Origin of the sequence: Labrenzia sp. THAF191a (assembly GCF_009363335.1) — a bacterium.
GTDB lineage: Bacteria > Pseudomonadota > Alphaproteobacteria > Rhizobiales > Stappiaceae > Roseibium > Roseibium algicola.
The window spans coordinates 5,008,735-5,033,061 of the sequence record NZ_CP045333.1; the positions used below are offsets into that span (position 1 = coordinate 5,008,735).

At 58.1% G+C, this 24,327-nt stretch carries 20 protein-coding genes; 12 read left to right on the forward strand and 8 right to left on the reverse strand.

Translation table 11 applies throughout. The annotated features are described in order from the left end of the window. The first annotated feature begins 175 nt into the window (after positions 1–175). Together FIV05_RS22940 and FIV05_RS22945 are read left to right on the forward strand one after the other, a co-directional pair. Complete coding sequence (locus FIV05_RS22940; protein WP_152511101.1) at positions 176–1,570, forward strand: PLP-dependent aminotransferase family protein; 1,395 nt, start codon at positions 176–178, stop codon at positions 1,568–1,570. Between the two features lie 172 nt (positions 1,571–1,742). Next, the gene (locus FIV05_RS22945; protein ID WP_152511102.1) at positions 1,743–2,150 is read left to right on the forward strand and encodes a DUF983 domain-containing protein; all 408 of its coding nucleotides are present in this window, start codon (positions 1,743–1,745) and stop codon (positions 2,148–2,150) included. Positions 2,151–2,421: 271 nt separating this feature from the next. Here the strand turns inward: FIV05_RS22945 and FIV05_RS22950 are convergent, their stop codons facing one another. The 4 genes from FIV05_RS22950 to ndk all read right to left on the reverse strand — a co-directional run bounded on the left by FIV05_RS22950 (position 2,422) and on the right by ndk (position 6,894). Beyond that, on the reverse strand, positions 2,422–4,521 hold the full coding sequence (locus tag FIV05_RS22950) for a molybdopterin oxidoreductase family protein (protein WP_152511103.1): 2,100 nt from the start codon (positions 4,519–4,521) through the stop codon (positions 2,422–2,424). 104 nt (positions 4,522–4,625) lie between these two features. Then, complete coding sequence (locus FIV05_RS22955; protein WP_152511104.1) at positions 4,626–5,063, reverse strand: EF-hand domain-containing protein; 438 nt, start codon at positions 5,061–5,063, stop codon at positions 4,626–4,628. 83 nt (positions 5,064–5,146) lie between these two features. After that, on the reverse strand, positions 5,147–6,301 hold the full coding sequence (locus FIV05_RS22960; RefSeq protein WP_152511105.1) for a YHYH protein: 1,155 nt from the start codon (positions 6,299–6,301) through the stop codon (positions 5,147–5,149). 170 nt (positions 6,302–6,471) lie between these two features. Then, positions 6,472–6,894: a nucleoside-diphosphate kinase gene (gene ndk / locus FIV05_RS22965; RefSeq protein ID WP_031270733.1), complete on the reverse strand. Its 423-nt coding sequence runs from the start codon at positions 6,892–6,894 to the stop codon at positions 6,472–6,474. 245 nt (positions 6,895–7,139) lie between these two features. On the opposite strand from ndk, the gene FIV05_RS22970 reads away from it, so the two are divergent. Then, positions 7,140–8,033: a DUF4344 domain-containing metallopeptidase gene (locus FIV05_RS22970; RefSeq protein WP_152511106.1), complete on the forward strand. Its 894-nt coding sequence runs from the start codon at positions 7,140–7,142 to the stop codon at positions 8,031–8,033. Here the strand turns inward: FIV05_RS22970 and FIV05_RS22975 are convergent. After that, positions 8,018–9,046 (reverse strand): AraC family transcriptional regulator, encoded by a 1,029-nt coding sequence (locus FIV05_RS22975; protein WP_152511107.1) that lies wholly within the window; start codon positions 9,044–9,046, stop codon positions 8,018–8,020. The two genes, FIV05_RS22970 and FIV05_RS22975, sit on opposite strands and share 16 nt — an antisense overlap. Positions 9,047–9,184: 138 nt before the next feature. Here FIV05_RS22975 and FIV05_RS22980 point away from each other — a divergent pair, with 138 nt between their 5' ends. The 4 genes from FIV05_RS22980 (at position 9,185) to FIV05_RS22995 (ending at position 14,355) form a co-directional block, all read left to right on the forward strand. Beyond that, positions 9,185–10,261, forward strand: coding sequence for a lipoprotein signal peptide (locus FIV05_RS22980; protein WP_209009762.1), 1,077 nt, complete (start codon positions 9,185–9,187; stop codon positions 10,259–10,261). Positions 10,262–10,372: 111 nt separating this feature from the next. Further along, positions 10,373–12,256 carry an ABC-F family ATP-binding cassette domain-containing protein gene (locus FIV05_RS22985; protein ID WP_152511108.1) on the forward strand — a complete coding sequence of 628 codons (1,884 nt, stop codon included), beginning with the start codon at positions 10,373–10,375 and terminating at the stop codon, positions 12,254–12,256. Continuing rightward, complete coding sequence (locus FIV05_RS22990; RefSeq protein ID WP_023003983.1) at positions 12,256–12,954, forward strand: HAD family hydrolase; 699 nt, start codon at positions 12,256–12,258, stop codon at positions 12,952–12,954. The genes FIV05_RS22985 and FIV05_RS22990 overlap by 1 nt, the downstream gene beginning before the upstream one ends. A gap of 162 nt (positions 12,955–13,116) precedes the next feature. After that, on the forward strand, positions 13,117–14,355 hold the full coding sequence (locus FIV05_RS22995) for a hypothetical protein (protein ID WP_152511109.1): 1,239 nt from the start codon (positions 13,117–13,119) through the stop codon (positions 14,353–14,355). A 25-nt stretch (positions 14,356–14,380) separates the two neighbouring features. On the opposite strand, the gene FIV05_RS23000 is transcribed toward FIV05_RS22995, so the two are convergent. The 3 genes from FIV05_RS23000 to FIV05_RS23010 form a co-directional block, all read right to left on the reverse strand. Further along, positions 14,381–14,773, reverse strand: coding sequence for a rhodanese-like domain-containing protein (locus FIV05_RS23000; RefSeq protein ID WP_152511110.1), 393 nt, complete (start codon positions 14,771–14,773; stop codon positions 14,381–14,383). Between the two features lie 86 nt (positions 14,774–14,859). Next, complete coding sequence (locus FIV05_RS23005; protein WP_152511111.1) at positions 14,860–15,312, reverse strand: DNA polymerase III subunit chi; 453 nt, start codon at positions 15,310–15,312, stop codon at positions 14,860–14,862. 516 nt (positions 15,313–15,828) lie between these two features. Then, positions 15,829–17,328: a leucyl aminopeptidase gene (locus FIV05_RS23010; protein WP_152511112.1), complete on the reverse strand. Its 1,500-nt coding sequence runs from the start codon at positions 17,326–17,328 to the stop codon at positions 15,829–15,831. Between the two features lie 237 nt (positions 17,329–17,565). Between FIV05_RS23010 and lptF the strand changes: the two genes are divergently transcribed. The 5 genes from lptF to pdxA all read left to right on the forward strand — a co-directional run bounded on the left by lptF (position 17,566) and on the right by pdxA (position 24,319). Continuing rightward, positions 17,566–18,753 carry an LPS export ABC transporter permease LptF gene (lptF, locus tag FIV05_RS23015; RefSeq protein ID WP_023003978.1) on the forward strand — a complete coding sequence of 396 codons (1,188 nt, stop codon included), beginning with the start codon at positions 17,566–17,568 and terminating at the stop codon, positions 18,751–18,753. Beyond that, on the forward strand, positions 18,750–19,844 hold the full coding sequence (lptG, locus tag FIV05_RS23020; RefSeq protein WP_152511113.1) for an LPS export ABC transporter permease LptG: 1,095 nt from the start codon (positions 18,750–18,752) through the stop codon (positions 19,842–19,844). The genes lptF and lptG overlap by 4 nt, the downstream gene beginning before the upstream one ends. Positions 19,845–19,917: 73 nt before the next feature. Then, entirely contained in the window at positions 19,918–22,224 is a 2,307-nt protein-coding gene (locus FIV05_RS23025; RefSeq protein ID WP_209009764.1) for an LPS-assembly protein LptD, read from the forward strand. Between the two features lie 148 nt (positions 22,225–22,372). Beyond that, positions 22,373–23,293 carry a peptidylprolyl isomerase gene (locus FIV05_RS23030; RefSeq protein WP_152511115.1) on the forward strand — a complete coding sequence of 307 codons (921 nt, stop codon included), beginning with the start codon at positions 22,373–22,375 and terminating at the stop codon, positions 23,291–23,293. Between the two features lie 6 nt (positions 23,294–23,299). Continuing rightward, positions 23,300–24,319 carry a 4-hydroxythreonine-4-phosphate dehydrogenase PdxA gene (gene pdxA, locus FIV05_RS23035; protein ID WP_152511116.1) on the forward strand — a complete coding sequence of 340 codons (1,020 nt, stop codon included), beginning with the start codon at positions 23,300–23,302 and terminating at the stop codon, positions 24,317–24,319. Positions 24,320–24,327 lie beyond the last annotated feature (8 nt).

Below are 24,327 nucleotides of genomic sequence, written 5' to 3' on the forward strand. Positions count from 1 at the left end.
TTCGCCACGACCACATCTTTCTGAAAACAAAGACCGTTCAGCACGCGCGCTGTTCGCCAGCCGTCCATTGTTCGCAGGTTCCATTGGGTGCCCCACCCCGAAGCGAATGATTGATGACAATCCGGCACGACCTCTGTATACAGTCAATATCCAGTCAATTTGAAAGCAATTCTTCATGACCGAATGGTGTCCGGACCTTTCCGCCAGCAGTGCTCCGCGCTATGCCGCGATCGCGGACGCCATTGAAGAAGATATTCGCACCGGACGCCTTTCGCCTGGAGACCGGCTTCCTGCGCAGCGCCAGTTGGCAGCCCGGCTCGGGCTTGACTTCACCACCGTTGCACGCGGTTACACCGAAGCCCGCAGGCGTGGCGCTATCTCGTCCATGGTTGGCAGCGGCACATTCGTCACCGGCCCCGACAGCGTGCTGGGCGGCGGCGTTGCAACACGTGATGCCAAGCGGCTGTCACCTCCGGACTTTTCCATGAACCTGCCGCCGGAAGTCAGTGACCCCGGCCTGATTGCCCGTATGAAAGAGGGGCTCGGCGCACTTTCGGCCGACCTCATTCCGCTGCTTCGATATCAGACAATTTCTGAAAAAGATCCGGACCGCCAGGCTGCAGCACGCTGGCTTGCCGGAGTTGGCCTCAAACCCGACCCGGAAGATATTCTGTTTGCTCCCGGCGCTCAGGCAGCCCTTGCCGGCATTCTTGCAACGCTGTGCGAGCCGGGTGACAGGATCGCATGCGAAGCCGTCACCTATCCCGGGATCCGCTCCATCTGCGGACAACTCAGACTGGAGCTTTGTGGCTTGCCGAGCGACGAAGAAGGCATTGATCCGGAGGCCTTTCGCAAAGCCTGTCTCGACGGTCGCCTGAAGGCACTCTACCTCAATCCCACCCTGCACAACCCGACCACTCGCACCCTCTCCGAGCAGCGGCGCCGCGACCTTGCCGCCGTCGCGCAGCGCCACGGCGTGCCGATCCTGGAGGATGATCCCTACGGCCAGCTCAGCCGCAAGCAGGTCCCGCCGATAGCCGCTCTTGCTCCGGACATCACCTGGTACCTCGGCTCTCTTTCGAAAAGCGTTGGAGCCGGTCTCCGGCTGGCCCACGTCCTTGCCCCGGACCGGAGCGCTGCATGGCAGTTCGCTCGTTCACAGCGCACGTCCAGCGTCATGATTTCCCCGCTCACGACAGCCCTGGCCACGCGCTGGATCGAAGACGGCACTGCCAGAGCCCTGCTTCGGCACATCCGAAGCGAAAGCGCGGCCCGGCAGGACCTGGCCGCCCGCTATCTGAAAAGCCAGAAGTTTGAAGCCGACCCTGACGGATTTCATATCTGGCTTGCCTTGCCGGAAGGCTGGTCTCGTCCGGCCTTTGTCAGCCAGATGAGGAACCAGGCTGTCGGCGTTGTGGAAAGCGACGCCTTCACGATCGCCGGAAAGGCGGATGAATCCGTGAGGCTCTGCCTGGGCGGACCACATGATCGCGGTCAGATCGATAGCGCGTTCAGGGTCATTTCCGAGGCATTGGCGTCAACGCCGGACAAAACCTCCACCTACTTCTGAACGAAAAGGAAAAGACTGCACACATACGTCTGCCAATCTGCCGCAGGCGATTGGCTTGCCATGCAAACAATTTGCTTTATCTTTGACTGCAAACATATCCATTCATTCAAATATTGACTGGATTAACGTCTCCGGCTCGAACCGGAAGACCTCTCGCAGGAAAAGGTGTTCCATGACCACTCCACAAAGCTGGCCGCAAATTCCGCCGATCCGCACCGGCATCAAGGGCCGCTGCCCGCGTTGCGGCGAAGGCTCCATCTTCGACGGCTTCCTGAAGCTGAAGCCCAAATGCGACCACTGCGGACTTGATTACAGCTTTGCCGACCCTGCGGACGGACCTGCGTTTTTCGTGATCTGCTTCGGCTGCATTCCCGCAGTCGCCTTTGCGATCTGGCTCGAAATCGCCTTCACCGCTCCCTACTGGGTGCATCTGGTAACGACCCTGCCGCTGATCCTGGTGACCTGCATTCCTATGCTGCGACCGCTCAAGGGCTGGCTGGTCTCAAGCCAGTATTTCTACAAGGCGGAAGAAGGCAAGCTGGCCACACCCGTTTCCCAATCCTCGGAAAGCCAGGCCTGACGTTCGGAAGCCCCAAGCCGGACCCATGACCAGACTTTCCCGAGGCAGGCGGTGACATCGGACGGGCGATGCACCGCCTTTTCTTTTCTGAATTTGAGAGGCTATGGAGCAAGTGGCCCATCCTCCGAGACGGTGCTTCGCACCTCCTCAGAATGAGGATGAGTGTGTTGCTCTGCTTGTGCCTGAATGCACGTCCGCCTCATCCTGAGGAGAGAGTTCGCTCGCATCTCGAAGGATGGGCCGCTATTACCTTACAAACCGGCAGTCAGCGTCAGACGGCCCTCACCCACACGGCCGTGTCGTGAAACGCCGCGCCGCCATAGGGCGCCACTGGGTCGGCCCCGGTGAGCGTGTTGATGCCGCGGCCGTCCTCGAATGCATCGTTCGGCCAGATCCCCTCCGAAATCACGGTTCCAGGCGCGACGGTCGCAACATATCGCGCATGAAGTGTCACGACACCGCGCCGGTTGCCCATCTTCACCTTGGCACCGTCTTCGATGCCGAAACGCTCTGCCTCTTCCGGACGCAACCAGACCTCCGGTCGGCCTTCCTTCTTCTTCGAGCTGTCGGTCTCGTTGAACGTGGAATTCAGGAAAGAGCGAGCTGGCGATGTCACCAGTCGGAACGGATGCTGCTCGTCGGCAAGTTCGATGCTGTCCCATTGATCCGGCAACTCCGGCATCGTCTGCCAGGGGCCGAAAATCGTGCCGTCTTCCGGCTTGTTGGGAGCAGACGAACGCCCCCAGTCAGCCTTGAAGTGGAACTTGCCGTCTGCGTGACCGAAACCGTTGAGATAGTGCGCCGTTTCGAAATCAGGCTGCAGATCGATCCACTTTCCAGCTTGAAGGTCTGTGAGCGTTCCATAGTTGGAATTGCGCAACAGCCAGTCGATATGGTCGCGCGCGCTCATATCGAATCCGGGATGAGATTTTGAGTCAACGCGCCTGGCGATCTCGTTGATAACAAATATATTTTCCCTAGGACCTTCCGGCGGCTCAACAGCTTTGGGACCCAGCATCAGATACTGGTGTCCGCCGCCTTTATAAAGGTCGTCATGTTCCAGAAACTGGGTTGCCGGCAGCACAATGTCTGCCATCTGCGCGGTCTCTGTCATGAAATGCTCATGGACAACGGTGAAGAGGTCCTCGCGAGCGAACCCCTGCTTTATCAGGTCCTGCTCAGGTGCCACGGAAACCGGGTTGGTATTCTGAATCAGCATCGCCTTCACAGGCGGACCACCAAGCAACGCCGCCTCGTCGCCGGTCAGAATCCGGCCGACAAGGCTCTGGTCGAGGGCACGCACGGCCGGGTCCTTCAGCGAACCGGCTTCGATCATTTCCTTGTTGAGCTGATAGATCGCACCGTTGTTGTGGAAGGCGCCGCCGCCCTCTTCCTTCCAGCAGCCGGTGACAGCGGCAATGGAACTGGCAGCATGCATGCCAACGGCGCCATTGCGGGACCGGGTGAAGCCGTAGCCGAGCCGGAAATAGGTTTTCTTGACCGAACCGATCAGCTGCGCCAGCTCCTCGATCCTTGAGACATCCAGCCCCGTGATCGAAGCAGCCCACTCCGGTGTCTTCGTTTTCAGATGCGCTTCCAGCTCGGCTGGACAATCCGTGTAGGTTTCCAGGTAGTCCCGGTCGGCATGGCCGTCGCGGAAGAGCACATGCATGACAGCGCAGGCAAGCGCGGCATCCGTGCCGGGTTTCAGGATGATACCGATGTCCGCCTGCTTCATCGTCTCGGTCTCATAGACGTCAACAACAATAATGCGCGCGCCACGTTTCTTGCGGGCGGCAATGGCATGGGTCATCACATTGACCTGGGTCGCAACCGGATTTGTGCCCCAGATGACGATCTGGTCGGAAACCGCCATTTCACGCGGATCGGGTCCGGCCAACTTGCCGGTGCCGGCGACATAGCCTGTCCAGGCCATGTTGGTGCAGAAGCTGTCGAACTGACGTGAGTAGCCCTTGGTATGACGCAGGCGGTGGATACTGTCCCGCTGTACCATCCCCATCGTACCGGCATAGTGATAGGGCCAGACGCTTTCGGCTCCGAATTCGGCTTCGGCAGCCAGGAACTTTTCGGCGATCAGATCCAGCGCCGCATCCCAGGAGATTTCCTCGAAACGGCCTTCACCTTTCTTGCCGGTGCGCCGCAGCGGCTTCAATAGCCGGTCCGGGTGGTAAAGCCGTTCGGGATAACGCGCGACCTTGGCGCAGATAACGCCTGCGGTATAGGCATTGTCCTTGGCACCATTCAGCCGGCGAACGTCGCCATGCGGATAAAAATGCACCTCCAGCGCGCAGGTCGACGGACAATCGTGCGGACAGGCGGAAAAGGTGCTCTTGGGCGGCTGCTGGGTCATGATGCCTTACTGAATTCCTCGAACATGAGCCCGGCAAGGTTCCCCCAGCGCGGCCACCTGTCAAGTCGGATGGCCGCTTTTACCCATTATCCGGGTGGTTCGTTTCACCCGCGTGGGCCGAAATCCGCAACTGTGACGACCCCGTCGCCGTTGCGGTCGATCAATTCGATCCAGGAGGCTGCGTTGTCGAGAAACTCAGCTTCGGAAACCTTGCCGTCGCCGTCGGTGTCATTGACTTCAAGGCGCATGCCGTTTGCCGGGTTTCTTGCACCTTTCCCCATTCCCTTGGGCTCATTCTTTGCCTGATCCTGGGCCCTTGCCTCATCGAAGAGGACATATTCTTCCGCATCCAGAAAACCATCGTCGTTGGCGTCGAAACTGGCAAAGACATTGCCGCGCCGTTCCCGCGCTTCTTCAGTGGTCACTGCACCGTCACCATTCAGATCCCAGTTTTCGATGAAATGCGCCCCAGGCCCTTCTGCGGCAAAACATGTGCCGACGGTTGCCAGAATGAGGGCAGCTCCGAGCGTGATCGATTTCATGTGACTTCCTTTCTTTCCAAGTTTCGAATTTTTGAATGTTTCATTTCCAAAAAAAGTGCGTGGTTGTCACGCACTTTTTCCGTTCAGCTGCCGCTGCAGGGAGACCTCCCCCCACGCCCGGCTTCCGGCCTTCCGCCGGGTGGAGGACCTCCGTTGCGCGGGCCAAAGCCTGGTCCGTGGCCGGACCCAAGGCCCGGGGGCGGTGGGCGACCTCCATGCAGAAAACGTGGCGGGTGTCCGCCCTGCGCCTGAACAAGCGCGACGGCAGCCTCGCGATTGTCCGACAGCGCCGCAAAATCGACCGTGGGAAGATCGCTCTCGTTCTGGATCTCGCCTCTCATACCACCGCGCTTCAAGCGCATGAAGCTGCTGTCGGGGGTGCCCATCCAACAGCGCGGAATGAAAGGAAATGCATCTGTCAGCACATAGTGATACGTGCCGTCCGGATATTCCGGCGTTACCGCAAAACGCCCGTTGCACTGGTCAAGATCGCCGGCGCCGGCAACATAGGCCCAATCCTGTGTGAACTTGCCGTTGTAGCGCCCGCCCGGCCCGCCCGGTCCGCCCGGCCGATTGCCTTTCTTCACCCTGTAGCTGCTGTTCAGCTTCTTGAGACCCGAATTCCGCTTTGGGTCGGAATAGCCGTAAGGGCCGTAGATGGGAAAGCCGTCCGCGGCAAACCCCAACAAGGCGGGCACTGACCTGCCATCCTTGGAGGTCATGACGCCGGTCGGAATGCCATGATAATGGTAGGTGCCATCCGGTTGGACATGGGCGTTGTACCGGTCAAGGCCCAGCTTGCAAGCACCGCCCAGCGCTTCGTAGTTCCATCCCGACCGCCGGTCGTTTTGCCAGAACTCCGCCGTGCCAGGGTCCATGACCACACCGTTTACCGCAATGCCAAAAACCGCCCCCTGCGCCCTGGTTGCGCTGGAGTTCTTGTGCGGCACCAGAGGGACCTTCAGATTGTAGTTCTTTTTCGAAATGGAATGCGGGTTCCCGCGGTTGGGAAATTTTCCGGGTGGTTTCACCGGATAGCCGTCGGCATGAATATGGCGATAGTTGCTGTCGACTGAAATGTCTGCCGACGCTTCGGCCTTCGGCAGCAAGAGGTTCCAGATTTCCTCCATAACATGCGTCTGCTCGACGGCTTGTTCACCTTCCAGTGGCGCCATGCTGTCATGCGCGGCAACCGGTGCTGCAATCAGCACTCCGGCCAGCGCTATGGATATGCGCATCGCTCTCTCCCGATCTCTTCGCCCACGAATTGAGTATGAGGCCTTTGGAAGCAGAACGCTGTCAGACAATCGCATCAAAGTGTAACGCGATGTAACGGCTGGGAAGTGGCACAAACAGAAAAAGCCGGCCCCGACGGGACCGGCTTTTCAGTCAACTCATTGTCCGCAGGTTAGCCGACGAGTTCAACACCGGAGAACCAGAACGCGATTTCTTCAGCAGCGGTTTCAGCTGCATCGGAACCGTGTACGGAGTTTTCGCCGATGGACAGGGCATAGGACTTGCGGATCGTGCCTTCTGCAGCGTCAGCCGGGTTGGTTGCACCCATGACTTCACGGTTCTTGGCAATGGCATTTTCACCTTCCAGAACCTGAACGACGGTCGGGCCAGAGGACATGAATTCGGTCAGTTCGCCGAAGAACGGACGTTCCTTGTGAACCGCATAGAAAGCTTCAGCTTCGCGCAGGGACATCCAAACGCGCTTGGAAGCAACGACGCGCAGGCCGGCTTCTTCAAGCTTGGCGGTGATGGCACCGGTCAGGTTGCGCTTGGTGGCGTCCGGCTTGATCATGGAAAACGTGCGTTCAATCGCCATGGTTTCATCTTTCTCGTTTCAGCAGCGGGCCGGCGGAGTGCCGGTTCCGGATTTTTTAAAATTTCGCGGCCTTAATAACGGGGTGCCGTCACGCCCGCAAGGGGGCCGGGTCATGACATTTTGATGTCGGTAACCGGTTTGTGTCTCAATATGGTGCTGGCCAACATACGAACGGCTGCCTAGTCTGCGCGCAAATGCAAAGGTCGAGCGGACGGTTTGCGGCGCTCCTCTTCGGGAATGACACCATGGTCGAACTCTTCGCCATCCTGCCGACGCTGCTTTATGCGGCCGTCGCATCGCTCTGGCTCAGCCTTGCCGCGCCTTCGGTGGCGGCCAATACACATGAGACCGAAAGCCCGCAAACTTTCCCCACTTTGGCAGGGCAACTTGCCGCCCTTTCGCCGGAACAGCTGGAAGAGCTCTTCGTTTTCGTTGCGGGCAACACGCTGTTCACGCTCTACCACGAGAGCGGACATATGCTTGTCTCGGAACTGGAACTTCCCGTCCTGGCCCAGGAAGAAGATGCCGTCGACAATCTGGCCACCGTTTCCATGCTCGGTGCGGACACCGACGACATGGATGTTTATCTCACACAGGCGATGATCGGTTGGTTCCTGATTGCCGAGGAAGACTACGACGACCTGGTTTTCTACGATGAGCACGATCTGGACCAGCAACGCGGCTACAAGATGCTGTGCCTGATGGTAGGGGCCGACGAAGACGCTTTTCTGGATCTTGCCAGAGACCTGGAGTTGCCGGAGGAGCGGATCGAAAGTTGCGCCTTCGACTATGAACAGGCCTCGGCTTCGTGGGAAATCGTGACCGATCCTTATCTGAGGGACAGCGATACGCCCGGGGGCAAGATCAAGGTCGTCCACGATCCGGCAACAAGAGACCTGGAAGCCATGGCCGTTTTCCTGAAGGAAAGCGGACTGGTGGAGATGGTCGCCAAGGAATTCGACACTTTCTACGAGCTGCCGAAGACAGTCACCTTCCGCTCGACCGCCTGCGGCGAGGAAAACGCCTTCTGGGATCCGCAGACGCGGGAAGTGATCCTCTGCCATGAACTTCTCGCCGGTCTGGCCGAGATCTATCTGAGTGTTCCGGAAGAAGATGAAAAAGCTCAGAGCGAGGACTGAGCATTCTTGCGATAAGCGCCTGGCGCTTCGCCATATGCCTTCTGGAATTCCCTGTAGAAGTTCGAACGGGTCAAAAAGCCGGCCTGCTCCTGTATCCGGCCGACAGGTTCATCCGTCGTGACCAGCAGTCGTTCCGCTTCCGCGAGGCGGACCAGATTGACAAACTGGCTGACATTGACGCCTTCAACTGCGTTGACAGCTCTGGATAGATCCCGATCAGGAACCCCGACCCGCCGGGCCAGCCGCGTAAGTGTGAGCGATGGATCCCGGAAGAACTCCTGGTCAACCAGAACCTCTCGGGCAACATCGACAATCTCTACCCGCTGCGCGTCATTTCCAACGCTCTCTTCAACCTTTGCCCTTGACTGCCCGAAGCGGGCACCCAGAACACCTAAGGCTGCTCCGACTGCGAGGACCAGAAAGAACAGGCTTGCCAGCGAAATCGCAAGCGCGGCAGCAACCTCGCTTTGCTGCGCGAAGAGGTAAGCGACAAAGGCGTCGATCAGCAGTGTTGCCAGCATGATCAATATGGAAAAGCCGAGCAGATTGCGAAGCAGACCACTCTTGTTCGTCGGAGCTTGGCAAAACACATCCGGCCCCTGGCTCCAGAGCCTTGCAAGCGCAAGCGCATAGACCGCGTAGCTTGCGCCGATCAGCCCATCGACGTAACCGGCAACCGGCACAGGCAAATGCATTGCAACTGTCACGATGGCAGCCGCACCAAAATTCAATGCCACGAGTTGCCGGGTTCTTTCCCCCGAAACAGTCAGCGAGACGAAAGCCAGATAAACGGACGGTGCTATCCACACCGGCAACACCCTTTGCACGGTCAGGATTTCGACAACCCCGAAGGCGAAGCGCGCGCCCACGAGGGCAGCTTCCAGCGTCAGCAGACCGAAGAGCCAAACGAACAGCCCTCTCGCGACAGGCGGCAACGAGCGCCAGTTCAGTGCAGCGATGCCGAGTGACAGGAAGACAGCTGCGAGCAGAAAGGAGACGGGAATGCTGATCATGACCGGTAGGCGTTGAGAGGCAGTTTGAACGTCCTGTCCTTTATCACGATTGAGGACAGGACCGGGAGCCTGCGGCGATTGTCAACAGATCTGCCCGCGGACATTTGAAGGGCATCGCAACTTTCAGATGGATTTCCCATGTCTCCTCACCTCGCCGAACGGCACTCTTACACGCGCGCATTCCTGAGCGCAGCAATCCTTGTTGCAGGCCTCATCTACCCGGTCTTTTCACAGGCACAGGACACTTCAGCCCTCCCCTATGGTCCTGGTGTAACCAGTCTGACAGTCGAGGACGATCGGCAGGATCGTCCTCTAGCCGGAGGTCTCTGGTATCCGACACAGACACCTGAGCTCTACAGCCAGGCAGACAAGAGCAAGGTCTGGCAGATGGCTGCTGCCGATCCAGACGGCAAACCAGCGGACGGACGTTTCCCGCTGCTTGTCCTTTCACATGGAATGTATGGCAACACGTTCAATCAGGCCTGGCTGGGTTCAGAGTTGTCGCGACGCGGTTACCTGGTCGCCATGATCAATCATCCGGGAACCAGTACGTTCCTGCGTGATCCGGATCAGGCACGCGAACTCTGGGATCGACCGGTGGATCTGTCGAGGGTGATCACTTTCCTGCTGGAAGACGAGGCAACTTCAAGGCGGATCGACCCGGACCGCATCTACGCGGCGGGGCATTCTCTTGGCGGGTACACCGTGATGCTGTTGGCAGGTGCCAGGTTTGACACTGAACGGCAAACGGCAACCTGCACTGGCGAAAACCAGCCGGTGGTGTGCGGAGTTTTCGCAGGATGGTCCGTTGCCGAGACCGCAGCCGACAGGAAACAGATATCCGTTTCGCGCAAGGATAGCCGCGTCAGGAAGGTTATCAGCATGGACCTCGGTGGCACGCCCCTGTTTTCAGAAGAAAGTCTTCACGCAATAGACATTCCGGTCCTGGTCCTGGGTTCAGAACGTGCGGATATGCTGAACCAGGAAGTCGAATCCCGCGCTCTTGCGGCCGCCTTACCTGCAAACATGGTGCACCATCTTGAACTGGAAGATGCCGGGCATTTCGACTTCATGGGCGTGTGCAAACCGAAGGCCTTCGAAATCCTGAAGGAAGAAGAGCCCGGCGATGAAATTGTTTGTGTCAAAGGTTCCCGGGAGCGCGAGCAGCAACACAGGCGGATAGTCGCCGAGATCCTCGATTTCCTGGAACCTTGATCTTCAAACCGGCGGGCCAACGGTGCAGCGATGCCACAGCCCGCCACCGGATCGTCCCAAGAACAGCTTTCCACTTGCATCCGCATGGGCGCTCCGCCAAACATCCGCCTCATGTTGCAGATTACGGACCTTACATATCGGATCGGAGACCGCCTCCTGATCGACAGAGCCAGCGTTACGCTTCCCGGCAAGGCCAAGACAGGTCTTGTCGGTCGAAACGGTGCGGGCAAATCAACGCTGTTCAAGATCATCACCGGGGATCTTTCCACCGAGACAGGCTCAGTGCAGATCCCGAAGCGCGCGCGCATCGGTCAGGTCGCACAGGAAGCCCCGGGGACGGAAGAAACCCTGATGGAAGTGGTGCTGGCCGCGGACAAGGAACGCAGCCAGCTGCTGGCAGAAGCCGAAACACAGACAGACCCGGCCCGGATTGCGGAGATCCACACCCGGCTCGCCGACATCGGCGCCCACACGGCTGAAGCCAGGGCAGGCTCGATCCTGTCCGGCCTTGGCTTTGATGCCGCCGCGCAGCAAAGGCCGTGTTCGTCGTTTTCGGGCGGATGGCGCATGCGCGTTGCCCTGGCTGCGGTTCTTTTTTCCGAACCCGACCTTCTTCTGCTCGACGAGCCGACGAACTATCTCGATCTTGAAGGCACGATGTGGCTGGAAAACTATGTTGCCCGCTACCCGCATCAGGTGCTTCTGATCTCCCACGACAGAGACCTTCTGAACAAGGCTGTCGACAGCATCGTCCATCTCGACCGGGGCAAGATGACCTACTACTCCGGTGGCTATGACAGTTTCGACAGGCAACGGCGCGAAGCGATGATCCTTGCCGAAAAGGCAAAGGAAAAGCAGGACGCCCAGCGCAAGCACATGCAAACGTTTGTCGACCGGTTCCGCTACAAGGCCAGCAAGGCCCGGCAGGCGCAGTCACGCCTGAAAATGCTTGAAAAGATGCAGCCGATTGCCGCCCTCACGGATGAGAGCAGCAAGCCGATCCATTTCCCCGATCCGGACAGCCAGCTGGCACCGCCCATCCTGAAACTCGAGGGTGTGACAACGGGCTATGGCGATACCAGGATCCTGTCGCGTCTGACGCTGAATATCGACACCGATGACCGGATTGCGCTGCTGGGCGCCAACGGCAACGGCAAGTCGACATTCGCCAAGCTGATTTCCGGACGCCTTGGCGCCATGGATGGTGAGATCACCAAGGCGTCGAAGCTGAAAATCGCCTTCTTCGCGCAGCACCAGCTTGACGAGCTCAAGCCCGCTGAAAGCGCCGTTGCGCATGTGCGTGCCCTCATGCTGGATGCCCCGGAGGCAAAGGTTCGGGCTCGTGTCGCACGCATGGGGCTTCCGACCGATCGGATGGACACGCCCGCGAAAGACCTGTCTGGTGGTGAAAAAGCCCGCCTCCTCCTGGGGCTGGCGACATTTGACGGTCCGCATCTGCTGATCCTCGATGAACCGACCAACCACCTCGACATCGACAGCCGTGAAGCGCTCGTGATGGCGTTGAACGACTTTCAGGGAGCCGTCGTGCTGATCAGCCACGACAGGCATCTCGTCGAGGCTTGCGCCGACCGGCTTTGGCTGGTGGCAGGCGGCAAGGTGGAACCCTATGACGGCGACATGGAAGACTATCGCCGACTGATCCTGCAGGGCCCTGAAGCGGTTCAGAAAGCCCGTGACAAGGCCGCTGCGGAAGCTGACAAGGCAAATGCGCAAGAAAAACGCCGCGATGCTGCCGTTAAACGCGAACTTCTGAAGCCGCTCAGACAGAAGATCGATGCCGCTGAAAAGGAAATGAAGCGCCTGCAGGAGAAGATCATCAAGCTGGATGAAGCCCTTGCCGATCCTGAATTCTTCACGAGGGAACCGGAACGGGCTGCGAAATTCGCCAAGGAACGGGCCTTCTGCGAGAAGAAGCTGATCAATACCGAAGAGGAATGGCTGGAGCTTTCCGCCGAATTCGAGGAGGCTTCCTGATGGCCAAGATCACGACACTCGGCTTCGACGCAGACGATACGCTCTGGCACAACGAACGGGTGTTCAGGCTGACGGAAGAACGGTTCGCCTCATTGCTCGGCGACTACACCGACAAGGATCACCTGGCCGAGCGGCTGCTGGCTGCGGAAAAACGCAATGTCCTGCACTACGGCTACGGCGTTAAGGGCTTTACCCTTTCCATGATCGAGACAGCGATCGAGGTCACCGACAGGCAGGTGCCTGCCGATGTCATCGCCGAAATTCTGGAAGCCGGGCGAGAGATGATGTCCCATCCCGTCGAGCCTCTCCCTTACGTCGAAGAAACGCTGAAAAAGGTGAAGGCGTCATTCAAGCTGGTCCTGATCACCAAGGGGGACCTTTTCGACCAGGAACGCAAGGTGACGGCCTCCGGCCTCGATGTCTATTTCGACGCAATCGAGATTGTCTCGGAAAAGACCGACGAGACATACCGCTCACTGTTTTCGCGTCACGGCAGCGGCCCGGGTGAAGCGCTCATGATCGGCAATTCACTGAAATCGGACATCCTGCCGGCGCTGGACGCAGGAGCATACGGTGCTCACGTGCCCTATGACCTGACCTGGGCACTGGAAGAGGCGGACGAGCCACGTGGCCATGACCGTTTTTACCGATTGGACCACATCGGCAAGGTTCCGCAGCTGCTCGCTCGCCTGAGTTGAATAGTGGTGTTACGGCCGAAAAATTCCTGTCGGAAGTGAAACCAATTAAAGTCTGACGGGTTGTCGTAAGTGAACATTCAGACACTGCGGGCACGTTTGCGGAGTTACCGCGGGCGTTTTCGCAAAGCTCGATTTTTCGCACGCTTCAGACCAGGATACGTAATGTCTCTCTCCAGAACCGTCACCTTATTTCTCGGCGCAACCGCGCTCGTCGTTGCCCCTTCCCTGTCGCCGGATGTGCCTTCACTTTCCTTCCAAGTGGACAAGGCGTTCGCCAAGAATGGCAACGGAAACGGCAATGGTGGTGGCGGCGGCGGAAATTCCGGCGGCAATGGTGGCGGAAACAAGGGCAATTCCGGCAACAAGGGCAATAGCGGTAACTCCAACCGCGGCGGTAACTCCGCTTCCAACGGCAACGGCAACAAGGGCCTTGGGATCTTCAACCGCGGCAATGGTTCCAAGCAGGCCAAGTCGAACAGCGGCAACGGAAATGGAAAAGGCCTCGGTGGCTTTCTGAATTCCGTATTCGGAACCGAAAATTCAAGGAACTCCGGCAAGCGTCAGACCGCCTCCAGAGGCAACAGCGGCACCGCGAGCCACCGGCTTCCAAAGGCTGAACGCGCGACACTGGCAAGCATTGCCGTGACCCCGCAGGCAAGCCCTGCAGGCAAACCGAAGAACTTCAATGCAAAGCTTGGTCGGTTGAATTCCCTCAATCGCAATTACCACGCCTATATCAATTCCAACGACCCGCATCTGGCGGCCATCCAGGCCTATATAAATGACAGCCTTGCCTTCGAGCGGCTTTCCGCAGATCTGCAAGGCCTCGAACAGGACCTCCTGACCGCGCGCACGCTGTTCGACGGGTTGCTTCAGGACGTGGACAGCTATGACGGCTTCGCCTACGAAGGTCTGACCTCGCAACAGCTCGAAGACCGGCTTGCCGAACTTGAAAGCCTTGATACGGCTGAATTGTCAGATGACGAGCTGACCGCTCTTGAAACCGAAAGACTGGCGCTTGAAACTGCTCTTCAGAGCGACGCCTATTCGGATTTCAAAACGGCTGAAACCAACTACGAAACGGAAAAGACCGGCCTGGATGGGCTGGCCGCTGATGTTTCTGACGAAGCGCTGGAAGAAGCACTTCTGGCGATGGCAAACGAGAATCGCGTTCGGGAATATGGCGACGACTACGTCGACGAGGAAATGCTCGACTGGGCCAAGCAGGTTCTCGGGGTCGGCGATTACGACGGCAAGATCGATGAAATCCGCGAAGCAACCGAGACCCCGGACGACGGAACGGACCCGATTGATCCCGAAGAAACCGCCGTCAACGACGATGGAACGGACGGCTCAGACGCCGATCCGGATGAACTGCGCCTGATCTCGACGTCCAACTAGCATCAATCCGGCGGGGCGGTCTGCTTCAGTCCTTTTGCTCGACAGGACCGCCCTTCTCAACCCAGTCTGCAAACCCATCTGTCAGATGGGCAGCTTCAAAGCCCATATCCTGAAGCGTCGCGACAGTGAGTGCAGAGCGCCACCCTGCGGCGCAATGGAAGATGAAGCGTTTTTCCTGCGAGAAGACCTCCTTGTGATAGGGGCTATCCGGATCCACCCAGAACTCGATCATGCCGCGCGGGCAATGAATGCTGCCCGGAATGAACCCGAGCTTCTGACGTTCACGCACGTCTCGCAGGTCTACGAACACCACATCCGGATCTCCTACCAGGGCGATGGCGGCGTCGGTGTCGACTTCCTCGATCCGCGCCTTGGCTTTGGCGACCATGTCGGCCGATGACATCTTCAGCTTCTTCATGAGGCTTTCCTCCATTATCGGCATCGCGCACCGGTGCGCGTCTCACTTTTCAAAGACTGCTCGCCCGTCGCAGGGTCTGTGCCGGCCTAGGCCTTGCGTTCCCAACCGCCTGCTTCGGTCTGTTGCCAGTAAGCGATTTCAAACCCTTCCGCCTTGGCTTCCTGCCAGCGATTGCGCGCCTCCTGAACAGCCTCGGTATCGTTGCCGTCAAACATGTAGATCGCCCGCTTGTAGGCGGTCAGCGGGGGCGGCGCTGCCCTGTCTACCAGGAAGCGCACGTCGGCTTCGTTCGGATTATCCTGTTCGGACGTGAGATATATCGGCTGATGTTCAGCGTAACCGTCTGCCTTGGTGCCGTGTGGCAGAAAACCGTCGTCGGTAAAGGTCCACAAATGGGCATCAAGGGCGCTGCATCGCTCCTCGGTTCCCGTCTGAACGACAACTTTCCAGTCCCGTTCCAGACACTTTTGCAAAAGCTGCGGCAGAGCCATCTCCAGCGGCTTGTGCAAAAGGTGATAAAATACAACTTCAACGCTCATGCCGGACCCTGTCTAGACACATCCTTGTACCTTCGCTTTCCGTTTTCCACCGCCATGCCGGAATGTGGTGCAGGCCTGCAACACTCGACTGTTCAAATTCCCCCGACGGCAAACATGACATGGACAGGCCATAAGACTCGTATCATTAACCCTTCGAAAATGTCGATTGGCTAGGGTTCGTCCCCGGGGACGATCCAATGATCATTTGATTTGGCCATGGATCAAAAAATTTGGCTGGTGAGCGGTTTTCCCGAGCCGGCGCAAAAGGGGATTTGGTGAATGCTTGCGCGTGTCGTTGTGTTTTTCGCATTGGTTGCTGTCGTTGCAGGCGCGACACTTGGCATGGGTCTTCTGGTTGAACCGGCAACGGCCTGCCAGACCTACAAGACCTGCTGATCCAGGGTCGACAGTCAGTTACGAAAAACCCGCCTTCCCGGCGGGTTTTTCTTTGCCCAGCGGCATTCCAGTCCTGGCGCCCTCCACCAGAAGAAAATGCGAAGGACGCCAAGATGGACCTCAGCCTTCGTAGTGATCCGCGACAAGCTGGTTGAGCAGACGCACGCCATAGCCCGAAGCCCAGCTCTGGCAGATATCGTCCTTCGGAGCGCCGAATGCGGTTCCGGCGATGTCCAGATGCGCCCAGGGCACGTCATTCGTGAAACGCTGCAGGAACTGGGCAGCGGTGATGGACCCGGCCCAGCGGCCACCGGTGTTCTTGACGTCTGCGTTGGGCGTGTCGATGATCTTGTCGTATTCCTTCGACAGCGGCAGGCGCCAAAGCGGCTCGCCGCTCGACTTGGCAGATGACAACAGCTTGTCTGCCAGAGCGTCGTTGTTGGAAAAGAGACCGGCATTCAGATTGCCAAGAGCGACAAGCACGGCACCGGTGAGCGTCGCCAGATCGATCATGATCGCCGGTTTGTACTTTTCCTGCGTGTACCAAAGCGCGTCGGCAAGAACCAAACGGCCTTCCGCATCGGTATTCAGGATCTCGATCGTGGTTCCGGACATGGCCGTGACGATGTCACCTGGTCGTTGCGCGTTACCGTCCGGCATGTTTTCGACGAGGCCGATGACACCGATCACGTTTGCCTTGGCCTTGCGCCCCGCGATCGCATGCATGGCGCCGATGACTGCGGCAGCTCCGCCCATGTCGCCTTTCATATCTTCCATGCCCGCGGCCGGCTTGATGGAGATGCCGCCAGTGTCGAACACAACGCCCTTGCCGACGAACGCAACCGGGGCGTCACCCTTCTTGCCTCCGTTCCAGCGCATCACGGCCAGCTGCGGTGGGCGGGTCGAGCCTTGGGACACGCCTAGCAAAGCAGCCATTTTAAGCTTCTTCATTTCCTTTTCGCCGAGAACCTCGACTTCGACACCAAGGGCCGTCAGTTCCTTGGCCTTTTCGGCAAACTCCACCGGACCAAGCACATTCGCCGGTTCGTTCACAAGGTCGCGGGCCAGAATGACGCCGTCGGCAATAGCTTCAGCAGAAGACCATGCCTTCTTTGATGCCTTTGGATCAGCAACGGCCAAGGTCACCTTCATGTTCTTGGGTTTGTCATCGTCTTTCTTGGCAGTCTTGTAGGTGTCGAAGGCATAGGCCCGCAGCTTCACGCCCATCGCGAACTCTGCAGCCAATACTCCGGAGGGATCCGCATCGCCCGGGACATCCAGAAGTACCGTTGCTGCATCTGCCTTGGTCTTCTGCAATTCTGCAAACACCGCGCCGCCAAAAGCTCGCCAATCGTCGCCAGTCAACTCGCCGGCATCGCCAACGCCGAATACGATCAGCCGGTCGAGACCCGACCCGGCGGGAGCGACCAGATCAAGACTTGCCTTCTTCTTTCCCGTGAAACCTGTGATACCGGCCGAACGTTGCAAGCCTCCCTCGAGACCCGAGACAACTTCTGCAGCAACCTGCCCGAGGCTAAGGTCGCTACCGGCCAGGATTACGGCCACCCCACCCTTCGGCGTTTCGGCCTTGGAGAAGTTCAGTTTTGCAAGCTTGGTCATGCTTCGGTCCCGTTGGTTTTTCTGGTTGGAGCGGGTGGGCAGTGGAAAGAAAAGGCGCCCTATCCCGTAGATTGTGATTTTCCTGTCAAATCATGGGGTTTCAACAGCTTTTCGGCAAGGGCGACAAAAATTAATGTATATTTACCATTCTTATTCATGAGCCATTCACCACATTCCGTGTTATTCGGTCTCAGGCCGATTATCGTCATTTTTGCAGGGACATGTACCGGCACCGTTATGAAAACGCTTGAACGTTACATCATCCGCCGGACTGTTTACGCTTTCACCCTCACGATTGCAGCGATGACGGGTGTGGTTTGGGCAACCCAGGCCTTGCGCCAACTGGACCTGGTGACCTCAAAGGGTCAGACCATTGTCCAGTTCATTGGCATAACCATGCTTGCCCTGCCCTTCCTGATCGTCATCGTGGCTCCGTTTGCCCTGATGATCGCGCTGATACTGGTTCTAAACTCCTTGTCCGGCGACAGTGAGCTGATCGTGATCGATGCCAGTGGCGGCTCCAGGTTCCTTGTCTTGAAACCGGTCATGCTCTTTGCCTTCGTGGTCATGTTGCTGACCGCGAGCATGTCACTTTATGTGGCTCCGACGGGACTGGCTCAGTTACGCACCGAGATTACCCGCGTGCGCGCAGACCTTGTTGCCAACATCGTCAAGCCGGGTCGCTTCATCACCGTCGAGGACGGATTGACGTTCCATATCCGCAACCGCTCAGGCAAGGGCACTCTTGACGGTCTTTTGATGCACGACACCCGCGACCCGGAGACGGCCTTTACCTATCAGGCAGACACCGGGCTGATCGTCGAAGCTGCCGATCGCACGCTTCTTGTCATGCAGAACGGAACAATTCAGAGACGTCCAAAGCAGCAGGGCGATATTTCAATCGTTCGCTTCCAGTCCTATGCATTCGATTTGTCGAACCTTATTCCTGAAGCTGGCGAGCCGGTGTTCAAAGCCAGTGAGCGGACCACCCTTAACCTGATGTCGCCAGGCAGGAACGACGAATATGCGCTGAAGAATCCGGACAAGTTGGCGCAGGAACTCCATGAACGCTTCAGCCAGCCGCTTTACTGCCTTTCCTTCGGCCTGATCGTGTTCGCGTTTCTCGGCAAGGCCAGAACGACGCGACAGGGACGTGGGTTCGCCGTGCTCGGGGCAATCTGTTCCTGTGTCCTGTTGAGGACCACGGGCTTCGGCGTAACCGCCATTTCCGGCGGTTCCACCGCGCTTCTCAGCCTGCTTTACATTGTTCCCGTTGCGGGCGCGGTGTTCGCCCTCGTCTCCATCTTCCGCGAACAAGGCGGGTCGCAGCCACGCTGGCTGGTCGATCTGCAGCATTCTGTTCAGGACAGGATCGATGCACTGAGTGATCGCTTGAACGGTCGCAAGCCGGGAGGCGTCGCATGATCCTTGGACGCACCCTGTCGCTGTATTTTTCAGGGCGTTTCCTGAAGGCTATCCTCGGTCTCTTCCTGTTTGCCGCCGTCCTGATCTATTTGTTCGACGTCCTGGAACTGGTTAGACGCGGTGGCGACCGCGAAGGATTTTCCGTCCTGCGCGTTGCCATGATCTCGGCCTTGCGGGTGCCTTTGCTGCTGGAACAGGTCATTCCCTTCACCGTCCTGTTCGGTGCAATTGCGGCCTTCGTTACGCTGAGCCGAGGCCTTGAACTGGTCGTGGCACGGGCTTCCGGCATCTCGGTCTGGCAGTTTTCTCTTCCCGCCATCCTTGTAGGGATCGTTCTCGGAATCCTGTCCATCACTGTCTACAATCCTGCGGCTGTCTGGTTTCAGCAGAAATCGGACGAGGCAGCTGCCGGTTTGTTTGGCTCGGAACAGAGCTTCCTTCTGCAGTCCTCGAACGACGTCTGGGTTCGGCAGGACGGCCTGGACGGAGAATCGGTGTTGCTTGCCAAGCAATTGCTGGAAGGCGGCACGCTGCTGCAGGGCGTCACCATTTTCACGTTCGACAAGGACGGTACCTTCCGCGAGCGGATCGAAGCTGACGAAGCGCGGCTCGGAGACCAGATCTGGTACCTGGACGATGCCATCGTCTACACGACCGAACAGGATCCACAGCCTTACGGGCAATATCAGATCAGCACATTCCTGACAGCGACTGAAGTTCGCGAAAGCATCGGATCCCCCGAATCGATTTCGTTCTGGAATTTGCCTCGTTTCATCGAACTGGCCAGAAACGCTGGGTTACCTGCCTATCGCTACAATTTGCAGTATCAGACTCTCCTCGCCCGCCCGCTTCTTTTGGTCGCTATGATTTTGATCGCAGCGGCGGTTTCCCTTAAAGTTTCGAGGTTTGGCGGTTTGGGAAGTATGATTCTGGGTGGAATCCTTTCCGGGTTCGTGCTTTACGTTCTAACCGAACTTGCCAAGGACTTCGGGGGTGCGGGTATTGTCCCTCCCTTGGTGGCGGCCTGGGCGCCGGGAATATTTGGAGTACTCATGGGTTTGACAATTCTCTTGAATCAGGAAGACGGGTAAAGCGATGACTTTTCCGGTTTTTCTGACAACAGAGACTTGGGCCAAAAAAGGCAGACTGTTAGCTGCGGCGAGCTTGTGCGCCATTGCAGCAACCCTTTGCCATGGGTACGGATCACCAGCCGCGGCACAGGACCTGACAGCAGGTCTGGCCGGTCAAGTCGATCCCGATGCCGAACTCCTGCTTGAATCAAGTGAGATCACCTACGATTTCGACCGCGATCTCATCGTCGCGACAGGCGATGTGCAGGTCTATTACGACGGCAGCACCGTGCAGGCGCATCAGGTTGTCTTCGACCGCAAGAGCCAGCAGCTCAAGGCGTCGGGCAATGTGATCTTCATCGAATCCAACGGCAATGTCGTGCGCACGGAAGAAATGGTCCTGTCCGAGGACTTTTCAGAAGGCTTTGCACGCGCCCTTCAGATCGACACGACGCGGCGCACACGCTTCCTGGCTGAGCAAGCCCGGCGCGAAGGCAACAACATCACGACCATCGATAACGGCGTCTATACGGTCTACACCAAACCGACCAACCCGCCGGACAAGCCGCCGCTCTGGCGCGTGCGGGCCGAGAAGATCATCCACAATCAGCAGGAAAAGATCATCCGGTTCGAGAACGCAGCCTTCGAGGTCTACGGTCAGCCGATTGCCTACCTGCCCTATCTGTCGATGCCGGATCCGTCCGTCACCCGAAAGTCCGGTTTCCTGATGCCGAGCGGCATTGTGTCCGACAAGCTCGGGTATGGCGTAAGCGTTCCCTATTACTGGGCGCTCAGCCCCTATTACGATGTGACGACCATTCTGACGCCGCTCACCAAGCAGGGTGTGTTCAGCGATGTCGAATATCGTCATCGGTTTGCCGCTGGCGAAGTGAGTGTTTCTGCGGCTGGCCTGTTTCAGGCGCAGCCGAGCAACTTCACGACGGACCGCGCTGACGATCGCTTGCGTGGTGCGGTCAATTCGACCGCCTCCTTCAGCATTGCGCGCGACTGGACCCTCGGCTGGAACCTGACCTACAAGAGTGACCGTCAGTTTTTCAAGGACTACTCGTTCACCAGTTTTGGCGATAACGGCGAGACCTCCACGATCTATCTGGAAGGCAAGACCGACCGTAACGCGCTGTCTGTCAAAGCCTATGCGTATCAGATCTCCCAGGAGGACTATACGGACAGCCAGTTCAACGCCAATGGCTTCTCTCCGGTCGGCAGCTCCCTGCAGGACAAGCAGCCGCTCGTTCTGCCTGTGATCGACTATGACTATGTGTTCGCGGATCCGATCCTCGCCGGTGAGTTGGCACTGACTGCCAACTTCACTTCGCTGACACGCGATGAAACGGATGCTTTCTCCATTGATGGCGGCACAACTGCGAAGTTCCGTGGTATCGACGGCACCTTCTCGCGCGTATCCGTCAAGGGGAACTGGCGCCGCACATTCATCGATCCGCTTGGACAGTCGTTCACGCCGTTTGCCTATATGCGCGGTGACCTGTTCTTTCTAGCCTCACCCGATTCTGACGTGACCGCTCTCACGGGCGAAAGTTTCGTCGGCCGTGCGATGCCCGCAATCGGCCTGGAATACCGCTATCCGTTCATTGCAACCTTCGACGGCGGCAACCAGATCCTGGAGCCTGTCGCCCAGATTGTGGCCCGTCCGAACGAGCAACGGATCGGAGAATTGCCGAACGATGACGCGCAAAGCATCGTCTTTGATACGACGACCCTGTTCGACTACGACAAGTTCTCGGGCTTTGACCGCGCCGAAGGCGGCACACGTCTTAACGTCGGCCTGAACTACAAGCTGCAACTGGATAGTGGCTACTATGTCAGCGGTCTGTTCGGCCGGTCCTATCAGCTTGCCGGCGACAACTCCTATGCCATTCCGGACATTCTCGGTGCGACGCAGGATTCTGGTCTGGAAACCTCCTTGTCCGATTACGTCGGCAGCCTCTATCTGGACACGCAATACGGTGTGAAGGTCGGCGCCCAGGCCCGGCTCGACAAGGAAGATTTTTCCGTGAACCGGATACAGGCACAGGCCAGCGGTATCTACGGCCCGGTGGTGTCTTCCCTAGCCTATGCGTTCCTGAACGCGCAGCCGGATGTCGGGATCGATGATCCGCGAGAGGAACTGCTTGGCTCCGCAAGCCTCCGCCTTGAGGAAAACTGGCGCATTTTCGGCTCCATGCGATACGATCTGCAAAACAGCAACATCGTGCAGGACGGACTCGGGATCGGTTATGACGACGAAGGTTTCTCGCTGTCCGTCACATATGCTGAAGACCGCAGCCGCAACGATGGCGATGACGTCAACCGGACGCTTTATTTCCGCATCGGGTTGAGGACCATCGGCACGACACAGGTTTCAAGCGGCGCTCTCAACTAGGCCATCTGACTGACCGTAGGTCATCATGCCGCCATGAAAAAAGGCATGATGCGTGGAACCTTTGAAATTTCGGGCATGATATGCGAAACATCATGTCATAAAACAACGAACTTCGGTTTGGCCTCAAGCCAGCACGGATGGTTATTCAATGCGACTTCGTATCGTTCCGGTATTCTTTGGACTAGCTTTGATCCTGGCAGCGCCGCTGGCAACGCCTTCCCATGCAGCGATCAAGATCATCGTCAACGATGTGCCGATTACCGACTACGACATCAGCCAACGCGCCCGGCTGATTACAATGACCCAGCGCAAGTCCGCATCCATCGCCAAAAAACAGGCGGAAGAGGAACTGGTCGACGACCAGGTCAAACTTGCCGAAGCCGAGCGTGTCGGCGTTGACGTTAGCCAGTCGGAAGTCGACAACGCGTTCAACAATATTGCCCGTAATGTGAAGATGTCTCCGGCCCAGCTTTCCAAGGCGCTTCGCAGTGGCGGTGTTCAGCCGGATACGTTGAAGGAGCGCCTCAAGGCGCAGCTTGCCTGGAACCAGGTGTTGCGGTCCCGTTTCAGTGGCCGGATCGAAGTGGATGAGTCCGACGTGATCGCGGCCCTGAAGAAGACCGACGAGGAAGACCGTCAGAAGTCCGTGGAATATGACCTCAAAAGGGTCATTGTCGTGGTACCGAAGAACTCCTCCGGTGGCTTCAAGTCCAAGCGCAAGAACGAGAGCAACCAGATCCGGGCTGCGTTCAACGGCTGCGATGAATCCGGCGCCATTCTCGGCAAATACAGCGAAGTGGTTGTGCAGCCTATCGGACGCCGGCTCGAAACCGAGCTGCCGGAAGACATGCGCGCCGAAATCGAAAAAATGACACCGGGCAAGTTGACGAAACCGTCCACGACGCCCGTCGGTTATGAAATGATCGCGGTTTGCGGAAAACGCGAAATCGCCTCGGACATTGCCGTTCGCACGGAACTTGAAAACGAGCTGCGACAAAAGGAAGGCGAAAGCCAGTCCCGTCGGTATCTCCTGGAAATCCGCCGTCGTTCCACCATCATTTATCGCTGATCCTACATGCGCTCCAACCAGAAGCCGATCGCCGTCAGTATGGGAGAACCTGCCGGGATCGGCCCGGACCTGGCTCTGATTGCGTGGGCCAATCGCAAAGCCCTTGGATTGCCGCCATTCTACATTCGCGGTGACGAAGCCCTGCTGCACGAACGTGCACAGAAAATGGGCCTGAACGCGCGGCTCAGGCTGGTGGCGCAGGACGAAGCCGTTGCGGCTTTCACAAAAGCTTTGCCCGTTGTACAGACCGGGCCTGCCCTACCCGACCAGCCGGGTGTGGAAGCACCTGAAACGGCAGCTTCCGTTGTTGCTGCTATTGAAGGATGTGTCGACGATATAAAGTCCGGCCTTGCCTGCGCGCTCGTGACCAGTCCGATCAACAAGGCTGCGCTTTACCGAACCGGCTTCGCCTTCCCCGGCCATACGGAATATCTGGGCTCACTTGCAGAAATGCACTGGCCCGGAGAACCGGCAAAACCCGTGATGATGATTGCCGGCCCGGAGTTGATGGTGGTCCCGGTCACCATTCACATTCCAATTCGCGAAGTTCCGACATCTCTCACGACTGAGCTTATCGTTGAAACTGCGGAAATTACCGCACGCGACCTCAAGACCAGGTTTGGCTACACGTCGCCACGATTGGCGATTTGCGGGCTAAACCCTCATGCGGGTGAAAACGGCTCGATGGGAACTGAAGATCGCGACATCATCGAGCCAGCCATTTCTCGCCTGCGAAAGATGGGTATCGAGGCTACAGGTCCGCATCCGGCCGACACTCTGTTTCACCCGCCTGCGCGGCAGCACTATGACTGCGTGCTTGGCATGTACCACGACCAGGTGTTGATACCGGCGAAGACCATCGGTTTCGACGAGAGCGTCAATGTCACGCTGGGTCTGCCTTTCGTGCGCACCTCTCCCGACCATGGCACGGCATACAACCTGGCCGGAACCGGCACCGCCCGGGTCGACAGTTTCGCTGCGTCCTTGCGCATGGCGGATGTACTTGCCAATCCCGAGCGGTTCTAGGGCGACAG

What these genes read in the sequence shown, in the direction of transcription:
- FIV05_RS22940 (WP_152511101.1), top strand. Translation starts at nt 176, where the DNA reads ATGACCGAATGGTGTCCGGACCTTTCCGCCAGCAGTGCTCCGCGCTAT.
- FIV05_RS22945 (WP_152511102.1), top strand. Translation starts at nt 1,743, where the DNA reads ATGACCACTCCACAAAGCTGGCCGCAAATTCCGCCGATCCGCACCGGC.
- FIV05_RS22950 (WP_152511103.1), bottom strand. Translation starts at nt 4,521, where the DNA reads ATGACCCAGCAGCCGCCCAAGAGCACCTTTTCCGCCTGTCCGCACGAT.
- FIV05_RS22955 (WP_152511104.1), bottom strand. Translation starts at nt 5,063, where the DNA reads ATGAAATCGATCACGCTCGGAGCTGCCCTCATTCTGGCAACCGTCGGC.
- FIV05_RS22960 (WP_152511105.1), bottom strand. Translation starts at nt 6,301, where the DNA reads ATGCGCATATCCATAGCGCTGGCCGGAGTGCTGATTGCAGCACCGGTT.
- ndk (WP_031270733.1), bottom strand. Translation starts at nt 6,894, where the DNA reads ATGGCGATTGAACGCACGTTTTCCATGATCAAGCCGGACGCCACCAAG.
- FIV05_RS22970 (WP_152511106.1), top strand. Translation starts at nt 7,140, where the DNA reads ATGGTCGAACTCTTCGCCATCCTGCCGACGCTGCTTTATGCGGCCGTC.
- FIV05_RS22975 (WP_152511107.1), bottom strand. Translation starts at nt 9,046, where the DNA reads ATGATCAGCATTCCCGTCTCCTTTCTGCTCGCAGCTGTCTTCCTGTCA.
- FIV05_RS22980 (WP_209009762.1), top strand. Translation starts at nt 9,185, where the DNA reads ATGTCTCCTCACCTCGCCGAACGGCACTCTTACACGCGCGCATTCCTG.
- FIV05_RS22985 (WP_152511108.1), top strand. Translation starts at nt 10,373, where the DNA reads ATGTTGCAGATTACGGACCTTACATATCGGATCGGAGACCGCCTCCTG.
- FIV05_RS22990 (WP_023003983.1), top strand. Translation starts at nt 12,256, where the DNA reads ATGGCCAAGATCACGACACTCGGCTTCGACGCAGACGATACGCTCTGG.
- FIV05_RS22995 (WP_152511109.1), top strand. Translation starts at nt 13,117, where the DNA reads ATGTCTCTCTCCAGAACCGTCACCTTATTTCTCGGCGCAACCGCGCTC.
- FIV05_RS23000 (WP_152511110.1), bottom strand. Translation starts at nt 14,773, where the DNA reads ATGAAGAAGCTGAAGATGTCATCGGCCGACATGGTCGCCAAAGCCAAG.
- FIV05_RS23005 (WP_152511111.1), bottom strand. Translation starts at nt 15,312, where the DNA reads ATGAGCGTTGAAGTTGTATTTTATCACCTTTTGCACAAGCCGCTGGAG.
- FIV05_RS23010 (WP_152511112.1), bottom strand. Translation starts at nt 17,328, where the DNA reads ATGACCAAGCTTGCAAAACTGAACTTCTCCAAGGCCGAAACGCCGAAG.
- lptF (WP_023003978.1), top strand. Translation starts at nt 17,566, where the DNA reads ATGAAAACGCTTGAACGTTACATCATCCGCCGGACTGTTTACGCTTTC.
- lptG (WP_152511113.1), top strand. Translation starts at nt 18,750, where the DNA reads ATGATCCTTGGACGCACCCTGTCGCTGTATTTTTCAGGGCGTTTCCTG.
- FIV05_RS23030 (WP_152511115.1), top strand. Translation starts at nt 22,373, where the DNA reads ATGCGACTTCGTATCGTTCCGGTATTCTTTGGACTAGCTTTGATCCTG.
- pdxA (WP_152511116.1), top strand. Translation starts at nt 23,300, where the DNA reads ATGCGCTCCAACCAGAAGCCGATCGCCGTCAGTATGGGAGAACCTGCC.